This window comes from Mesorhizobium sp. WSM4837 (assembly GCF_055811435.1).
Map to the genome: position 1 here is coordinate 35,134 of NZ_JBVVQE010000013.1, position 16,754 is coordinate 51,887.

Genomic DNA, 16,754 nt, shown 5'->3' on the forward strand with positions numbered 1-16,754 from the left:
AAATTCTTCGTTCAAACAAGACTCTGTTTCGCCTGCCTGGCCGCGGCTCCCGCCAGTTGCGATAGCTTTTCAGTCGCTGCCAGCAACAGTTCTATCGTCCCGGTGATATCGGGCGCCCTGGGTGCGTTGACCAGAGTTACGTAGGGGATCGACAGCGCCGCGATCGCCCTACCGTCCGAGCCAAGCACGGGTGCCGACAGGTTGAACACACCGGCGGTCTGCATCGACGCCATCATCTCATAGCCGCGTTCACGAATCTGGTCGAGACGGGCAAAGAAGTCCGGCGATTGAGGCGGCTTGTGGGTGCTGCGCAGATGTTCGGAGATCATCATCCGCCGCTCTTCCGACGAGCGGAACGCCAGCAGCACATGTCCGGAGCCGGTGTCGAACAGGCTGACATGCGCGCCGACGCGTATCGAGATGCCCCAATAGTCCGGCGCCTCCTGCTGGGCGATCACCACCGCAGAACCGCGGTCGAAGACGACAAGCTGGTTTGACTGCTGCGAGGCCTCGGCAAGCTCACGCATCAGCGGCGTCGCATAGGAAACCAGCCGCCGCACCGGCGCGTGCAGTTGCGCCAGGCCAAACAGCTTGAGCGTCAGCGAGTAACGGTCGCCATCCAGCCGCGTGACGTAGCCGCGCCGCACCAGCCGGTCCAGCATGCGGTAGAACTCGTTGGGGCTGCGGTCGAGCTTTTTGGCGATTTCCGCCTGGGTCAGGCCGCCATCGACGCCGGCCAGAAGCTCAAGGATGTCGAGACCCTTGTCGAGCGCCGGCGCGCGATAGCGGTCATCGTCCTCGTCCTCCGCCATAGTCACTCCCCGTGGTCAGCATCCGAAAGGACCATCGGCTTGGTGATTGTGTAAATTATTTGTTTGTATGTAAATAGTGGGCAGATCACCGCCGGTGCAAACGCAACACATCGCGGCATTCATAACGACCATAGTGAAACAGGAGCCGGACATGCAGCGGATGGGAATGGTGCTCGGCCTCAAGCCGGAAAAGATCGCCGAATATGTGCGGCTTCACGCAGCCGTCTGGCCCGACGTGCTGGCGATGATTTCCGCCTGCAACATCAGGAACTATTCGATCTACCTCAAGGAGCCGGAGCACCTCTTGTTCAGCACTTTCGAGTACCACGGCACCGACTATGCCGCCGACATGGCGAAGATGGCCGCCGATCCCAAGACGCAGGAATGGTGGGCGCTGTGCATGCCTTGCCAGGAGCCGCTGCCGACCCGCAAGGCGGGCGAATGGTGGGCATCGATGGACGAAGTCTTCCATCATGACTGATGGCGTTTTCGACCCAGCGTCGCTCTCCCAGTCCTGGGCGAAGCCATCGAAGCCGCGGCCGATCGTGATTTTCGGCGCCGGCTCGATCGTCGGCGACGCGCATTTCCCGGCCTATGGGAAAGCCGGCTTTCCGGTCGCCGGGCTTTTCGATCCAGACCACGCCAAGGCGGAAAAACTCGCGGCCAACTGGGGCGTCACCGCTTACCGGTCGATCGAGGAGGCTACTTCAATCGACGGCGTCATCTTCGACCTGGCGACGCCGCCGGCTCATCATGCCGGCGTGCTCAGGGCGTTGCCCGACGGCACCGTAGCGCTGATCCAGAAGCCGATGGGCAGCGACCTCAGCGAGGCGAGCGAGATCCTCGAAATCTGCCGCGCCAAGAAGCTGAAGGCGGCGGTGAATTTCCAGCTTCGCTTCGCACCGATGATGCTGGCGCTGAAGGGTGCGATCGCCAGGGGCTGGCTGGGCGACGTCGTCGACTTCGACGCCTGGCTGGCGCTGGCGACACCCTGGCAGCTGTGGGAATTCCTGCTGAAGGCGCCGCGCGTCGAGATCGCCATGCACTCGATTCATTATCTCGACCTGATCCGGCAATTGCTCGGCGATCCCAGGGGGATTCACGCCAAGACGCTCGGTCATCCCGACCATAAGGTCGCGCAAACCCGCACCAGCGCGATCCTCGACTTTGGCGACACAGTGCGCTGTGCGCTGTCGATCAATCATGATCATAAATTTGGCCGAAAACACCAGGCCTGCGAGTTCCGCATCTGCGGCACCGAGGGCGCCGCCTACCTCAAACTCGGCCTCAATCTCGACTATCCGCGCGGCGAGCCTGACATTCTTGAAATCTATCCGAAGGGCGGCTCAGACTGGGTCACGGTGCCGCTCGTCGGCGAATGGTTTCCGGACGCCTTTGTCGGCCGCATGGCCAATGTCCAACGCCACGCATCAGGCGAAGACGCCGAGCTTGTCAGTTCCGTCGAGGACGCCTGGAGCACAATGGCGCTGGTCGAAGCTGCCTACCAATCGAGCGCGGCGCCGGCAACACCGATCGCGGCGAGGCCCTGACATGGAGCAGACTGTCTATTTCGAGGATTACCAGATCGGCTCGTCGCGCATGACCAGCGGGCGCACCATCACCGAGACCGACTTCGTCGTGCATGCCGGCCATACCGGCGATTTCTTCCCTCACCACATGGACGCCGAGTTCATGAAGACGACGCCGTTCGGCCAGCGCATCGCGCATGGCACGCTGGTCTTCTCGGTCGGCGTCGGACTGACGGCAAGCGTCATCAACCCTGTCGCGTTCTCCTATGGCTATGACAGGTTGCGCTTCATCAAGCCGGTGTTCATCGGCGATACGATCAAGACCCGCACCACCATCTCGGCCAAGCAAGACGACCCAAAGCGGCCGGAGTCGGGTCGCGTCATCGAGCGCTGCGAGGTGATCAACCAGCATGGCGATGTGGTCCTGGTTGCCGACCACATCTACATCGTCGAGCGCCGCGACAAGCCCAACAGCGCTTAAGGGCTCCAGCGATCCGGTCCGCCGCATTGATGACCGCTCCCGGCGGACGGTTCGTCAAAGCGGAAAGCGCGCCCGCGAGGGCCGCTTCGGTTACTTGCTCGTCGGGTCGACCGGGGTTTTGGAGCCTCGCTTGGGTCGGCGGATGGCTCTCACCTTGCCGCTGTTTCCACCGCCGCAGAAGAACTGATCGCCACCATCGGACTCGAGCCCCGACACGCCTGTTCCAGGCGGCATATCAAGCTTCTCCAGGACCTTTCCGGTTTCAGGATCTATCCGCCTGACGTCGCTCTCGTCACCTTCCCAGGTGCCGTGCCAGAGTTCGCCGTCGATCCAGGTGACCCCTGTGACGATACGGTTGGAATCGATTGTGCGAAGAACTGCCCCTGTCTGGGGGTCGATCTGATGGATTTTGCGACCGCGATTCTGCCCCACCCAAAGTGAGCCTTCGGCCCAGGCGAGTCCGGAGTCGCCGCCGCCACCTGGCGCCGGAATCGTGGCGAGTACGCGGCCAGTGTTGGGATCGATCTTCTGAATGCGATCTTCGGCGATCTGGAACAGGTGCTGGCCGTCGAAGGCCGTTCCTGCGTGCGCGGCGACATCGATCGCGCGCACCACCTTGCCGCTCGCAGGATCCAGGGCGTTCAGTCTGTCTCCTGACGCAAACCAGACGTGCTGACCGTCGAACGTAACCCCAGCCACCTGGTCGACACCCGGAAAGGGTCCATATTCGCGGAGGACTTCGGCTGCAGATCGTTTCATGCTTCTCCTCCAGGCTCAGATCTGTTGACTTGTCCACGACACTAGTAACCCGACAGTGAGCCGGGGAGTAACAAGATTGTCGGGAATCCCGGCACCGGCGGGGTCATCCAGCGGCGCGCTCGCCCGCGGCCGAACGACTGCACCTTGCCTGCTGCCGCAAGCTGCTCGAGCGAGCGCTGCACGGTGCGCGAGCTGGCTCCGAGCGCAATTGCGAGCGCCGAGCTCGACCACGACTCGCCGTCGGCGAGGAAGGCGAGCACCGCTGCATGCGGCTCGTCGGCGGGCGGCGCCAGCACCACGACATCGCGTGGGCGGCGCGGCTTAAGCGCAAAGCCTCGCTTGGTCGCGCTCACATCCGCCAGTGACCGCAACTCCACCCGAAGCCGACCGACTTCGACCCGCAACCGGGCGCGATGCGATTCATCGGCGTGCTTGCCGCCGAAGGCGCGTGCGACGAGCGTGCTCCGCGGCACGTCTGCGGGCCAGGCTTCGCCCAGCGTGCGCGCAAGCGCGAACAGGACCGGGCGCGTCGCGAGCGAGACGATCATGCCGGCGTCCCGCATGACATTGCGGCAGGCGTCGACGACGAGCGCCCCCGACGCCAGCAGCGCTTCGACCTCCTCGAGCAGGAGCGGGCGCTCCACACCGCGCGCGATCAGCCGCGCCGCGGGCGTGTTCATCACCAGGGATGCGCCTTCAACCTCGGCCGTCAGCGCTGGAATGTCCGCCTGGCCCGCCGCGTGCGCGGCCCGCCCGAGCGCAGCGCGCGCCGCCTTGGTGCGGAGGCGGCGTATCGCGATCCCCGCAATCACCAGCTCGTGGGCGGCCCTCGACGCGGGTGGGAGCGTTGTCGGGTCGAAGCCAGCCAGCCTGCCCTCCGCCTCATCGAGGCGTCCGATCAGGAGCAGGCGCCGAGCTTCGAGATTGCGCGCATGCGCGGCATTGACGTGGTCGCCGTGTTTTTCAAGCGTCGACCGCGCGGCGTCGAGTGCCTTCGCCGGCCAGCCGAGGTCGCGCGAGACGAGCGCGATCTCGGCTTCGGCGACGACGCACCTCGCGCGTGCCACCGCCTCTCTCGGACCGAAGGCGCGCGCAGCACTTTTGAGAAGAGCCTTTGCTCGAACGAGATCGCCGAGCTGCGCCATCGCGATGCCGCGCAGCGCAAGCGCGGGCGCATCCTCACGCAGGGCGACCCGCTTCAAGGCGCCAAGAGGATCACCCGTCGCAAGGGCGCGCGCCGCAGCGGTGATCAGCGAGTCCATCGGAATCCCGTCACACTTGTCACTCTCACCTTTCGATGTCCGGTCCTAATCTATCTCAGCACCAACAACCAGCGCGCCGTGTCGAAAAGGGATGACGTCTCGATGACACTCCACCCCGACCAGAAGATGCCGCCCGAAGGCAGCGGATCTGCCGATTTCCCAACCGACAATGTCGCCGCCCGTGGCGCGGCCGACTGGCTATCGCTGGCGGCCGCGCCCACCTTCGCAATCATGGCGCTGCTGACGGCCGTTACCGGTGATGCCGACATGATCTGCGCGGCGCAAGTTGCGTCGCCGCTGAACGAAATGGCGATGATGTACTTGCTGATGAGCGCCTTCCATTTTGCGCCCTGGCTGAAACTGGTCGCCGGCCGACGAAGCGGTGCCCACCGGTCGTGACCCGGGCGTGCGCCAGGTCAAACGTGAATTACAGAGTTCCGCCGGATAGGTTGACCTCGCCTGCATGACGCATCATGCGGCGAAAGCTCATCGAGATATGGGCTCGCCTGATGTGCCCGATCGACTCCCAGTCGCCGATCTCGGCGGCGGCAAGCACCTCTTCCATTTCGCGGCGGAACGCAGTGAACTCCTCGACCAGGCCCAACTGCGGCATCATCTTCAGGACGACGCGCGCGACCTGAAAATACAGGCGCTCGCTGATCTCGCGCAGCGGCTGGTTGCCGGTCATCGCGGTGAGCTCGTAGAAAAAATCCATGTTGAGGCGCAGGAAAGCGCGCTGGTCGGGATTGAGCACATCGGAATCGCAGCGCGCGATGAGTGCCCTTATCCGGTCGAGGTCGTCCGCCGTGCGCGGGATCGGCGAAAGCTTGCCGACGAGGAGCGCCAGCTCCAGGCGCAAGTGATAGACCTGCTGCAATTCCTCGATGTCGACGTCGGTGACGATCGTGCCGACGCCATGGACGGATTGAACCAGACCCTCGGATTCGAGGCGCGCCAGGACACGGCGAACCGGCGTGCGGCTGATCTGGAATTCCTGGGCAAGCTCTTCCTCGGAGAGATGGCTGCCGGGCGCATAGTCGAGCAGGCAGATGCGGTCGCGCAGTATCCGGTAGATACGCTCGAACCGCTCTCGCGCCGAGAGCGGGCGCGGCGGTGCGGCGGTCACGGCCAGGGGCGTGGCAGTCGTCTCAAGCGTCATCCAGCCTCCAGGACAGCGTGCAGGAACTGCCGCGTCCGCTCGTTCTTGGGGGCGCCGAACAACTCGTTTGGCGGCCCCTGCTCGCAGATCTTGCCGGCATGGAAAAAGCAGACGCGATCGGAGAATTCCTTGGCAAATCCCATCTGGTGGGTGACCATCAGCATGGTGAGGTCATGTTCCCTGCCGAGTTTTCGGATGACTTCAAGCACCTCGCCGACGAGTTCGGGGTCGAGTGCCGAGGTCACCTCGTCGAACAGCATGATCTTGGGCCGCATGGCGCAAGCGCGGGCGATGGCGACACGCTGCTGCTGGCCGCCGGAAAGCTGCGAGGGATAGTGGTCCTTCTTCTCCGACAGGCCGACCATGTCGAGCAGCTCGGCCGCACGCGCCTCGGCATCGGCCCGCTTCATGCCGAGCACGGTTATCGGCGCCTCGATGCAGTTCTGCATCGCCGTCATGTGCGGGAACAGGTTGAACGACTGGAACACCATGCCGATCTTGGCGCGGATCTTGCGGATGTGCGCGAGATCGGCGGGAACAAGCTTGCCGTTCCTCTCCATGTGGGTGAGCGGCTCGCCTTCGACCCAGATGACGCCGTCATTGATCGTCTCCAGCGTCATCAGCATGCGCAGCACCGTGGTCTTGCCGGAGCCGGACGGCCCGATGATAGAAACCTTCTCGCCGCGTGCTATGTCCAGATTGAGCCCGTCGAGAACGGTCAGCGCGCCGTAGCGTTTCGAAACATTGTCGAAGCGGACCATCGGTTGTTCCGTCATCGCATGGTCCTCCGGTTGAGCAAGCCTTCGAGGGAGCGAATGAGCGCGGCAGAAACCAGGCTCATGGCAAGGAAGAACAGGCCGACCAGCGTCATCGGTTCAGTGTAGCGGAAGGTTTCGGAGCCGATGATCTTGGCGGTCTGCATCAGCTCCAGCACGGCGATTGCGGAAAGCAATGGCGTCTCCTTGAACAAGGCAACCAGATAGTTGCCGAGCGCCGGAACGATCGGCGGGATCGCCTGCGGAATGATGATGTCGCGGAACGTCGTCCAGGCTGACAGATTGAGTGCGACCGAGGCTTCCCACTGGCCGCGATGGATGTTGTCGAAACCGGCGCGATAGACCTCGGAACAATAGGCAGCGTAGTGGATACCGATGGCAAGCACCCCGGCGGTGAAGGCGTCGAGCACGACACCGAATTTCGGAAAGACGAAATAGAGAAAGAATATCTGGATCAGCAACGGGGTCGACCGGATCAGTTCGACCAGCACCGAAATCGTCCAGCCGGTCCACGGCACGGCGATGCGCACGACCGCCAGCACCAGGCCAAGCGAGGCGGCAAGCGCAAACCCGATCAGCGTCGCCTCGATGGAAACGATGGCAGCGCTGGCGAGCACCGGCAGGATTTCAAAAGCAAATGCCCAGTCCCAGATCATGCTGCCTTCCCCCGCGCCAATCCGAGGGAAGCCCGCCTTTCGAGAAGCCGCATGCCGATGGTCACAACCAGCGACATTGCCAGGTACATCAGCAGGACGAGGGTGAAGATCGGAATGGTCTTGAACGTGTTCTGGTTCATTTGCTGCGCCTTGAAGGCGAGGTCCGAGAGCGTGATCAGCGAGACCAGCGCTGTCGATTTCAAAAGCTCGATGAACAGATTGCCCCAAGGCGGGATCATGGCGACGAAAGCCTGCGGCAGGATGATCCGGCGCAGCATCTGGGCGCGGCTCATGTTCAATGCGGTAGACGCCTCCCACTGTCCGCGGGCGACGGACTGGATCGCGCCGCGCACGACTTCCGATCCGTAAGCACCAACGTTCAGGCCGAGCGCCAGGACAGCAACCAGGAATGCGTTGAGCGTGACACCGAATTGCGGCAGCACGAAAAACAGCCAAAACAATTGCACCAGCGCCGAGGTGCCGCGGAAGATCTCGACATAGACCGTGGCCAGCCATTTGAGCGGCGCCGGGCCATACATCCTTGCCAGCGCCGCCAGCACGCCCATGACAATTGCGAGCAGGCTGCCGAGGATAGCGATCTCGATCGTCAGAACCGCGCCTTGCAGCAGCCCCGGTATAAACACTTTGTAAGATTCCTGTGTTGCCAAGGCACCGATCACGACAAGCGCGACGACCAGCATGGCGACGAGCGTACGGATTCCCATGCGGATTCCCCCAGGAAAAAGGGGCGGCGCTTTCGCGCCGCCAGCAGTTGGGAACCTATTTGCCCGCGCAAAGCTCCGCGGTGGTCTTGTTGGGCAGGTAGTCCTTGCCGAAGCCGAGCGGCTCGACCAGCGCGATGTGCTCCGGCGAACCGAGGAACGTCTTCAGCTCGGCGTTGAACGCCTCCTGCAGGTCGGTATCTTCCTTGCGGAAGCCGAAGCCGCCATGGCCTTTCACCGACTTGCCGGCAACCTCGCCGAACGGCTTGGTCGATTCGACGCCGTCGGCCTTCTTGGCCATGTCGGCGATCGAAAGAGCGGTTAGCGCGGCAGCGTCGGCACGGCCCGACTGGACGGCGGCGACCAGACTGGACTGGTCGGGCAAGGCAACGATCTGCCCGGCGGCGACACCAGCGTCCTTGGCATAGCCGCCCTCGACGGCGCCGGCCATCACGGCGAGCTTGAGATCCGGGTTTTTCTTGATGCTGGAAAAGTCCTTCACGCCCTTCGGATTGCCTTTTGCCACCAGCATGGCCTGACCGATGCCGTAGGACGGCTCGGAGAAATTGATCTCGGCGCAGCGCTTCGGATTGATGAACATGCCGGCGGCGATGATATCGAAGCGGCCGGCCTTGAGACCTGGGATAAGCGAGCCGAACTCGGTCAGCACGCCGTCAACCTGCGCGATACCCATCTTGGCGAGTACCGCCTTGGCAACTTCCGGCGCTTCGCCGGTCAGCTTGCCGTCAGGCGTGGCGTAACCGAACGGCGCCTCGTTGGCAAAGCCGACGCGGATATAGCCGTCCTTCTTGGCTTGTTCGAGGGTGGTTTCCGCATAAGCGGGCAGCGCCGTGAATGATGTCGCGGCAAGCGCGAGGCAGGCGGCGGCTTTCACGACCATCCGGCGCGATATCGATGATTTGAACATGCTTTTCTCCCATTGAACAACTGACTGATATTCCCGGGCGCGGCCTTCTTCGAGGTCGACACCTGCCTGTCAAGACGTATACAACTGCCCTAGACATTGTGCAAGCTAGGATATAAAAACTACAGAAATCTGGTAATAATTCGCAATCAGACCACACATTATTGCCAGTTGTGCACAATTTAAGAAAAAACCAGCGTACTGGCAGGTGGGATTTCGGTGGCGAGCGCGAGCGGTTTCGGGACTTTCACGCAAGCGGAGTATGCGCAGCGCCTGGCCGGCGTGAAGTCACGCATGGAGAAGGCCGGCTTCGACCTCATCATCTGTCAGGACCCAGCTAATATGTGCTGGCTGACCGGCTATGACGGATGGTCGTTCTATGTTCCGCAATGCGTGCTCGTCCATCTAAGGGAAAACCGGCCGATCTGGTTCGGCAGGGCGCAGGACGCCAGGAGCGCACGCCTGACCACCGGCCTGCCGGAGAAGAACATCGTGCCGTTCTCGGAACGGCTGGTGCAGCAGCCCGTCGAACACCCCTATGACGAACTCGCCCAGCTGATCCGGTCGCGTGGCTGGGGAAACGCCCGCATCGGCGTCGAGATGGACGCGCATTATTACACCGCGCGCTGCCATGCCCATCTCGTCAGCGGGCTGCCTGACGCGCACTTCGCCAACAACCACGATCTCGTCAACTGGGCGCGGCTGGTCAAATCCGAAGCCGAGCTGGTGCTGATCCGCGAGGCCGGTGCGATCTGCACACACGCCATGAAACGCGGCATCGAAAAAATGCGGCCCGGCGTGCCGCAGAACCATGTCATTGCGGAAATCTATCAGGCACAGATCACGGGCGTGCCCGGAGCGGGCGGCGACTATGCCGCGATCTGTCCGCTGATGCCCGTCGGCGAGGGCACCAGCACGCCGCATCTGACCTGGTCCGACGCGCCGCTGCCGGACAGCGGCCTCGCCATTCTGGAGATCGCCGGGGTGCCGCGGCGCTATCATGCGGCGCTGACGCGGACCGTGCATTTCGGCAAGCCGCCGCAAGTCCTCGTCGACATGGCCAAGGCGATCGTCGAGGGCGTCGACACCGGCCTTGAGAAGGCCCGCCCCGGCTACACCGCCGAAGAGGTGGAAGGCGCCTGGCAGGCAGTGTTGAGGAAGAACGGGCTGAAGAAGGAGAGCCGCGTCGGCTATCCGGTCGGGCTCGCCTACCCGCCCGATTGGGGCGAACGCACCGCAAGTCTTCGTCCCGGCGATACCACCAAGATGCAGTCCGGGATGTGCTTCCATTTCATGGCCGGCGTTTGGCTCGACGATTTCGGCATCGCCATCTCGGAATCCTTCGTCGTCACGGATCGCGGCGGCGAACGCCTCTGCGACGTGGCGCGCGAACTCATCGTCATCGACTGAGCATGGGGACTGGAAGCCGGTCACTGACGAAAGATCATGCCGGCAACGAAACCGGTAACCAGCACGAGGACGCCTGATGGACCGTAGTCCGTTTTCCGAAGCCGAAATCGCCGGCCGCCTTGTCAGGGTCCGCACGGCGCTGGCCGAGCGCGAGCTCGACGCGACGGTCTTTGCTTCGCCGGAGAACGTCTTCTACCTCACCGGGCTCGATCACTGGGGATATTTTGCCCCTCACCTGCTGATCGTCCCGCTCGAAGGGAAACCTGTCCTGGTCACCCGCTCGATGGAAAGGGTGACGATCGAGAAACAGGTGACGGCAGCGGAATTCCGCGGCCATTCCGACAGCGAAACGGCGGCCGACCTTGCCGCGCGGGTGCTTGCGGAGCTCAGCCTGTCCGGCAAGCGGATCGGCCTCGAATACTGGACGGCTGGCCTCAGCCATGGGCTTGCCGTCGCACTCCAGACGCAGGCCGATGCCAGATGGAGCGATGTTTCCGGGCTGGTCGACAGGATGCGGCGAGTGAAGAGCGCCGAGGAACAGGCACTGATGCGTCAGGCGGCACAAGTGACCGACGCCGCCGCCGGCGCCGCGATCGCCGCGATCTCGGACGGTGTCTCCGAACAGGAGGTCGCGGCCCAATGCGTTGCGGCGATGATCCGCGCCGGCGGTCATGCTCCGGGCTTCGGCCCGTTCATCCGCCCGGCCGCGCGCCTGGGCGAAGAGCATACGACCTGGGGCGACGGGATCTACCGCAAGGGCGAGCCGGTCTTCATCGAACTGTCCGGCTGCATCTCGCGTTATCACGCGCCGCTCGGCCGGCTCGTTCGCATCGGCCATATCAGCGACGAAGACGCCGCGATGGCGGAGGTGACCGCCAGGGCGTTTGATGCCGTCGTCGAGGCACTCAAGCCCGGCGCCAGGGCGCGCGACGTCTACGCCGCCTGGCAGACCGTCGCCGACGAGGCCGGTCTTTCCCATTATCGCCGCCATCACTGCGGCTATCTGGTCGGCGCTGGACAGCCGCCATCATGGACCGGCGGCAATTCGGTGACCGGCTTGAGGCACGATTCCGACCTCGAGATCGAGACCGGGATGAGTTTCCACATCCTGTCGTGGCTGATGGGCACCGGTCGCGGCAATGACTTCGTCTCCAACACCGTACTTCTGACCGATGCGGGCGCCGAAGTGCTTACCCGCACGCCGGCCGGCCCGATCGTTCGCTAGGCCCGCAGGCATGGTGCGCTACTCGGCATTTTCGATTTTCCGCAACGCGCTGTCTGGCCAGAAGAACTGGCAGCGCGCCTGGCGGGCAGCGGAGCCAAAACCGTCCTACGACGTGATCGTCATCGGCGGCGGTGGACACGGCCTCGCTACCGCCTTCTACCTCGCCGAGAACCACGGCATCCGCAACGTCGCGGTGCTCGAAAAGGGCTATGTCGGCGGCGGCAATGTCGGCCGCAACACCACCGTCATCCGCTCCAACTACCTGCTCGACGGCAACACCCAGTTCTACGAATTCTCGATGAAACTCTGGGAGAACATGTCGCGGGCGCTGAATTTCAACGTCATGTTCTCGCAGCGCGGCCAGCTCGTCACCGCGCATTCCGCCGACCAGCTCGACGGCTTCAGCCACCGCGCCAACATCATGCGGCTGAACGGCATCGATGCCGACATCCTCGACCGCGACGAGGTGCGCCGTCTCGTGCCCTATCTCGATTTTTCCGATACGGCCCGCTTTCCGATACATGGCGCCATCTTCCAGGGCCGGGCGGGCACGGCGCGCCACGATGCGGTCGCCTGGGGCTATGCGCGCGCCGCCGACGGCCATGGCGTCGACATTATCCAGAACTGCGAGGTGACAAACTTCCTCCGCGACGGCGACAGGATCGTCGGCGTCGAAACGACGAAAGGCCGGATCGGCGCCGGCAAGGTCGGCCTCGCTGTTGCCGGTCATACATCCGTGCTCGGCGCCAAGGCCGGCCTGGAACTGCCGATCGAAAGCCACGTCTTGCAGGCCTTTGTCACCGAACCGCTGAAGCCGTTGGTGGACCATGTTGTCGCCTATGGCGCCGATCATTTCTACGTCAGCCAGTCGGACAAGGGCGGGCTGGTCTTCGGCGGCAATCTCGACGGCTACAATTCCTACGCCCAGCGCGGCAATCTGGGCGTCGTGCGCGAAGTGGCGGAGGCGGCGATCGCTCTGATGCCGTGCATTTCGCGCATCCGACTGCTGCGCCATTGGGGCGGCGTCATGGACATGACGCCCGATGCCAGCCCGATCATCTGTCCGACGCCGATCGAGGGGCTCTATCTCAACGGCGGCTGGTGCTATGGCGGCTTCAAGGCGACGCCGGCTTCCGGCTGGTGCTTCGCCCACACGATCGCCACCGGCAAGCCGCACCCGTTGATCGCAGCCTACGGGCTCGATCGTTTCCGCACCGGCCACACGCTCGACGAGGCTGGCGCCGGCCCCTCAGCCTGGCTGCAATAGGAGGCGGTACAAAATGCTGCGCATCGAATGCCCCTGCTGCGGCCTGCGCGACCATGACGAGTTCCGCTACGGCGGCGACGCTTCCGTCACGCGTCCGGCGCACGACGATCCCGATCCCGGGGCCTGGTACCGTTACGTCTATATCAGGACAAATCCGGCTGGCCTGCACCGCGAGTTCTGGCAGCACGTGACCGGCTGCCGCCAATGGCTGGTGGTCGAACGCGACACGCGCAACCACGCCATCGCATCCGTCGATCTCGCCAGGCAATTGTCGGCCAGGAAATCACCCGCCAGGAAACCACCGGCATGAGTTCGAACCACAAGCGGTTGTCGATGGGCGGCCGTATCGACCGCGAGCAGCCGGTCGAGTTTACCTTCGACGGCCGGAGCCTGATCGGATATCGCGGCGATACGCTCGCCTCCGCGCTGCTCGCCAACGGCGTCACGCTGGTCGGGCGCAGCTTCAAATATCATCGTCCACGCGGCATTTTTTCCGCCGGGGCCGAGGAGCCGAATGCACTGGTCACGCTTGCAACCGCAGGCAGGCGCCAGCCGAACCTGCCGGCGACGACGCTGGAACTCCAAGACGGCCTAGTCGCGGAGAGCCAGAACCGCTGGCCTTCGCTTGCCTTTGACGTGCAAAGCGTCAACGGCCTGTTGGCGCCGTTCCTTTCGGCCGGCTTCTACTACAAGACCTTCATGGGTCCGACGCGCCGCGCCTGGATGTTCTACGAGCACTTTATCCGCAAGGCGGCCGGGCTGGGCAGAGCCGGCAGCGGCCCTGATCCCGACCGCTACAACATCAATCATGCCTTTGCCGATGTCGCAATCGTCGGCGGCGGCCCGGCTGGATTGTCGGCGGCGCGTGCTGCCGCAGCGGCCGGCGCGCGGGTCGCGCTGATCGAGCAGGATTTCCTGCTCGGCGGTCAGCTTCTGGCGGAGCCGTCCGACAGCGCAGCGGCCGCATGGTTGAGACAGGCCGAGGCCGAGCTGGAGAGCTCCGAAACCGTCACTCTGATGAAGCGGACGACCGCTTTCGGCATCTATGACGGCAATGTCATCGGACTGGTCGAGCAACGCGACCCAAGCAATCCGCAACTGGCCGGCGAAGTGCTGCAGACATTCACAATGCTTCGCGCCCGCTCGATCGTTTTTGCCACCGGCGCCATCGAGCAGCCAATGGTATTCTCCAACAACGACCGACCCGGCGTCATGCTTGCGTCGGCCGCCCGGACCTATCTCAACCGTTTCGCCATCCTGCCCGGCAAAAAAATCATCGTCGCCACCACCAATGACGGCGCCTGGCGCATCGCCTTCGACTATGCCGCAGGCGGAGCAGAGGTGACGGTTGCCGATCTGCGTGCAGCGCCGCCCGCCGCACTTGCCGCAGAAGCCGCACGGCTCGGCGTGATGGTGCGGGCCGCAACGCGCATCGTCGACCTTAACGGCGGCCATGCCGTCAGGCGGGCAACGCTCAACGGACCGGACGGCCAGTCCGAGGCCGCCTGCGACCTGGTCTGCGTATCCGGCGGCTGGTCGCCAACCGTGCATCTCACTTCGCACCTGGGCGTCAAACCTCAATATCGCAATGACATTGGCGGCTTCGTGCCGGGGGCGTTTCCGGCGGACCGGTTCGGCGCCGGCTCGATGATGGGAATTTATTCGACCGCCGATGCCGTCGAGGACGGTCATCGCGCCGGCACCGCGGCAGCATGCGGCAAGTCGGCGCCGGTGCCTGCTCCGTCGAAACTCGATCTCGGCGAGACCGCCGCGGCCCCGCTTCGCGAGGCCCTGGCCGCTGGACGTGGAAAAGCCTTCGTTGATTTCCAGATGGACGTGACGACCGGGGATATCGAGCTCGCCCATCGCGAGGGCTATGAATCGGTCGAGCACCTGAAGCGCTACACCACGCTCGGCATGGGCACCGACCAGGGCAAGACCAGCAATTTTTCGGCGCTGGCGTCGATGGCGGCCCTGCGCAACGCAACGATCCCCGAGACCGCCGCCACGACCTTTCGACCGCCCTATACGCCGGTCGCCATCGGTGCGCTTGCCGGGCGCGCCATCGGCCATCATTTCAAGCCGATCCGCCGCACGCCGATGCACGACTGGCACATGGCGAACGGCGCCGAGATGCTGGAGGTCGGGCTCTGGATGCGGCCCTATTTCTACAGGCAATCCGGGCTCGACGTGAACGAAGCCTATGTCGCCGAAATGCGGAGTGTGCGCCAGGCCGCAGGCCTGATGGACATCTCCACCCTCGGCAAGATCGATGTCCAGGGCCCGGATGCCGCGATTTTCCTCGATCGCATCTACGCCAACGGCTTTGCCAAACTGCCGGTTGGCCATGCGCGCTACGGCGTCATGCTGCGCGACGACGGCATCGTCTTCGACGACGGCACCACGACGCGGCTGGCCGAGAACCGGTTCTTCATGACCACCTCGACCGCCAAGGCCGCCGACGTGCTGTCACGTCTCGAGTTCCTGCTCGATACGGCGTGGCCGGATTTGCGCGTCGCCGTGACTTCGGTGAGCGATGAATGGGCGGCGATGTCGGTTGCCGGACCGAAAAGCCGCGCAATTCTGAGTGCGGCGTTTCCCGCTCTCGATGTTTCCGATGCGGCACTTGCGCATATGGGATTGCTCAAAAGCGAATGGCAGGGCCGTGCGCTCCGCATCCTGCGCCTCAGTTATTCCGGCGAGCGCGCCTACGAAATCTATGTCGGAGCAACTGCCGGTGAACAGCTTTGGAGCCGCCTGCTCGAAGCAGGCAGGCCGCTCGACCTGAAACCTTACGGCGTCGAGGCGCTCGGCGCGCTGCGCGTCGAAAAGGGCCATGTCGCCGGACCTGAAATCGATGGGCGCACGACGCTCGACGATCTTGGCCTCGGCCGCATGGCGGGCAAGCGTACCGGCTTCGTCGGCGACGTGCTGCGACGGCGCCCCGCCTTCCAGGCGCCCGACCGCCAGCGCCTGGTCGGACTGGAATGCATCGAAGAGGGAAAACGCCTTCGCGGTGGCGCCATCCTGTTCCTGCCGGGCGAGAAACCTTACGGCCACGGGCGCGGCCGCGTCACCTCCGTCACCTTCAGCCCCGAACGCGGCCACTATGTCGGGCTGGCCTTGCTTGCCGGCGATGTCGCCAGCGAAGGAAGCGAGGTCGTGGCCGTCTATCCGATGAAAGCCGAAACGGTCCGTGCCCGAATCGTCTCGCCGGTATTCCTCGATCCGCAGGGGGAACGACTGCATGGCTAGCCCGGATTTCAGCCTGTCCGTGGTCGATTGCCCACTCATCCAGATCGAGGGCTGGGACGGCACGCTGGGGCAATTCGAATCGAACCTTTCGGCATCGCTCGGCACGAAACTTCCTGCCTCAGTCGGAGAGACGGTTCGCCAAAAAGGTCTCCTCGTCATCCGCGTCGCGCCTCGCCGCTTGTGGCTGGCTCTCGACGACGGCGCGCAAGCATCTTCGCTTGCCGTCGACCCGGATCTCGGCTGTTCGGTTTCTCTCGGCGAGGGTCGCGTGCGTTTCAGAATGGCCGGGGCGAACATCGCAGGAGTGCTCTCCAGATGCATCGCCGTCGACTGGTGCGCGCCGGCGGCTGCCCCGGGCCGCGCCGTGCTGACATCCTTGCACCATGTGCCCGTGCTGTTCCTGCGCACCGGCGATACCGCGTGCGAACTCATCGTGCCGCGAAGTTTTTCGCAAAGCCTCTCGGACTGGATTTCCGGACTGGATTGCTGACGCCGCGGGTAGGCGAAGGACCAGGG

At 64.0% G+C, this 16,754-nt stretch carries 18 protein-coding genes; 10 read left to right on the plus strand and 8 right to left on the minus strand.

Going from position 1 to position 16,754, the window contains the following annotated elements:
- Positions 1 to 11: 11 nt before the first annotated feature.
- Entirely contained in the window at positions 12 to 812 is an 801-nt protein-coding gene (locus tag AC0L3D_RS09965) for an IclR family transcriptional regulator (protein WP_473478770.1), read from the minus strand.
- Between the two features lie 151 nt (positions 813 to 963).
- Between AC0L3D_RS09965 and AC0L3D_RS09970 the strand changes: the two genes are divergently transcribed.
- From AC0L3D_RS09970 to AC0L3D_RS09980, 3 genes are read left to right on the plus strand one after another with little or no spacing between them, the layout of a single operon-like run.
- Complete coding sequence (locus AC0L3D_RS09970) at positions 964 to 1,293, plus strand: L-rhamnose mutarotase (protein ID WP_473644076.1); 330 nt, start codon at positions 964 to 966, stop codon at positions 1,291 to 1,293.
- Positions 1,286 to 2,362, plus strand: coding sequence for a Gfo/Idh/MocA family protein (locus AC0L3D_RS09975; RefSeq protein ID WP_473644078.1), 1,077 nt, complete (start codon positions 1,286 to 1,288; stop codon positions 2,360 to 2,362). The genes AC0L3D_RS09970 and AC0L3D_RS09975 overlap by 8 nt, the downstream gene beginning before the upstream one ends.
- Before the next feature lies 1 nt (position 2,363).
- Entirely contained in the window at positions 2,364 to 2,822 is a 459-nt protein-coding gene (locus AC0L3D_RS09980) for a MaoC/PaaZ C-terminal domain-containing protein (protein ID WP_023800111.1), read from the plus strand.
- 90 nt (positions 2,823 to 2,912) lie between these two features.
- Here AC0L3D_RS09980 and AC0L3D_RS09985 read toward each other — a convergent pair whose 3' ends face one another.
- Entirely contained in the window at positions 2,913 to 3,581 is a 669-nt protein-coding gene (locus tag AC0L3D_RS09985; protein ID WP_473644080.1) for a Vgb family protein, read from the minus strand.
- 41 nt (positions 3,582 to 3,622) lie between these two features.
- Positions 3,623 to 4,843 carry a helix-turn-helix domain-containing protein gene (locus tag AC0L3D_RS09990; protein WP_287232370.1) on the minus strand — a complete coding sequence of 407 codons (1,221 nt, stop codon included), beginning with the start codon at positions 4,841 to 4,843 and terminating at the stop codon, positions 3,623 to 3,625.
- Between the two features lie 102 nt (positions 4,844 to 4,945).
- Here AC0L3D_RS09990 and AC0L3D_RS09995 point away from each other — a divergent pair, with 102 nt between their 5' ends.
- Positions 4,946 to 5,242, plus strand: coding sequence for a hypothetical protein (locus AC0L3D_RS09995; RefSeq protein ID WP_473644082.1), 297 nt, complete (start codon positions 4,946 to 4,948; stop codon positions 5,240 to 5,242).
- Positions 5,243 to 5,270: 28 nt separating this feature from the next.
- Here the strand turns inward: AC0L3D_RS09995 and AC0L3D_RS10000 are convergent, their stop codons facing one another.
- From AC0L3D_RS10000 to ehuB, 5 genes are read right to left on the minus strand one after another with little or no spacing between them, the layout of a single operon-like run.
- Positions 5,271 to 6,002 (minus strand): GntR family transcriptional regulator, encoded by a 732-nt coding sequence (locus AC0L3D_RS10000; protein ID WP_128179680.1) that lies wholly within the window; start codon positions 6,000 to 6,002, stop codon positions 5,271 to 5,273.
- The gene (gene ehuA, locus AC0L3D_RS10005) at positions 5,999 to 6,778 is read right to left on the minus strand and encodes an ectoine/hydroxyectoine ABC transporter ATP-binding protein EhuA (protein ID WP_027152502.1); all 780 of its coding nucleotides are present in this window, start codon (positions 6,776 to 6,778) and stop codon (positions 5,999 to 6,001) included. The genes AC0L3D_RS10000 and ehuA overlap by 4 nt, the downstream gene beginning before the upstream one ends.
- Positions 6,775 to 7,434, minus strand: coding sequence for an ectoine/hydroxyectoine ABC transporter permease subunit EhuD (ehuD, locus tag AC0L3D_RS10010; RefSeq protein WP_023800464.1), 660 nt, complete (start codon positions 7,432 to 7,434; stop codon positions 6,775 to 6,777). Before ehuD ends, ehuA begins: the two co-directional genes overlap by 4 nt.
- A complete protein-coding gene (gene ehuC / locus AC0L3D_RS10015; protein ID WP_473644084.1) occupies positions 7,431 to 8,159 on the minus strand; it encodes an ectoine/hydroxyectoine ABC transporter permease subunit EhuC in 729 nt (242 codons plus the stop codon). The genes ehuD and ehuC overlap by 4 nt, the downstream gene beginning before the upstream one ends.
- Positions 8,160 to 8,214: 55 nt before the next feature.
- Positions 8,215 to 9,084 carry an ectoine/hydroxyectoine ABC transporter substrate-binding protein EhuB gene (ehuB, locus tag AC0L3D_RS10020; RefSeq protein WP_473644086.1) on the minus strand — a complete coding sequence of 290 codons (870 nt, stop codon included), beginning with the start codon at positions 9,082 to 9,084 and terminating at the stop codon, positions 8,215 to 8,217.
- Positions 9,085 to 9,300: 216 nt separating this feature from the next.
- Between ehuB and AC0L3D_RS10025 the strand changes: the two genes are divergently transcribed.
- The 6 genes from AC0L3D_RS10025 (at position 9,301) to AC0L3D_RS10050 (ending at position 16,728) form a co-directional block, all read left to right on the plus strand.
- A complete protein-coding gene (locus AC0L3D_RS10025; RefSeq protein WP_473644088.1) occupies positions 9,301 to 10,491 on the plus strand; it encodes a M24 family metallopeptidase in 1,191 nt (396 codons plus the stop codon).
- Positions 10,492 to 10,567: 76 nt separating this feature from the next.
- Complete coding sequence (locus tag AC0L3D_RS10030) at positions 10,568 to 11,716, plus strand: M24 family metallopeptidase (protein WP_473644090.1); 1,149 nt, start codon at positions 10,568 to 10,570, stop codon at positions 11,714 to 11,716.
- A gap of 10 nt (positions 11,717 to 11,726) precedes the next feature.
- The gene (locus tag AC0L3D_RS10035; RefSeq protein WP_473644092.1) at positions 11,727 to 12,983 is read left to right on the plus strand and encodes a sarcosine oxidase subunit beta family protein; all 1,257 of its coding nucleotides are present in this window, start codon (positions 11,727 to 11,729) and stop codon (positions 12,981 to 12,983) included.
- A gap of 13 nt (positions 12,984 to 12,996) precedes the next feature.
- Complete coding sequence (locus AC0L3D_RS10040; protein ID WP_287245503.1) at positions 12,997 to 13,293, plus strand: sarcosine oxidase subunit delta; 297 nt, start codon at positions 12,997 to 12,999, stop codon at positions 13,291 to 13,293.
- Positions 13,290 to 16,238, plus strand: a complete 2,949-nt coding sequence (locus AC0L3D_RS10045; RefSeq protein ID WP_473644093.1) for a sarcosine oxidase subunit alpha family protein — start codon at positions 13,290 to 13,292, stop codon at positions 16,236 to 16,238. The genes AC0L3D_RS10040 and AC0L3D_RS10045 overlap by 4 nt, the downstream gene beginning before the upstream one ends.
- Positions 16,231 to 16,728, plus strand: a complete 498-nt coding sequence (locus tag AC0L3D_RS10050) for a sarcosine oxidase subunit gamma (RefSeq protein ID WP_473644095.1) — start codon at positions 16,231 to 16,233, stop codon at positions 16,726 to 16,728. Before AC0L3D_RS10045 ends, AC0L3D_RS10050 begins: the two co-directional genes overlap by 8 nt.
- The last annotated feature ends 26 nt before the right edge of the window (positions 16,729 to 16,754 follow it).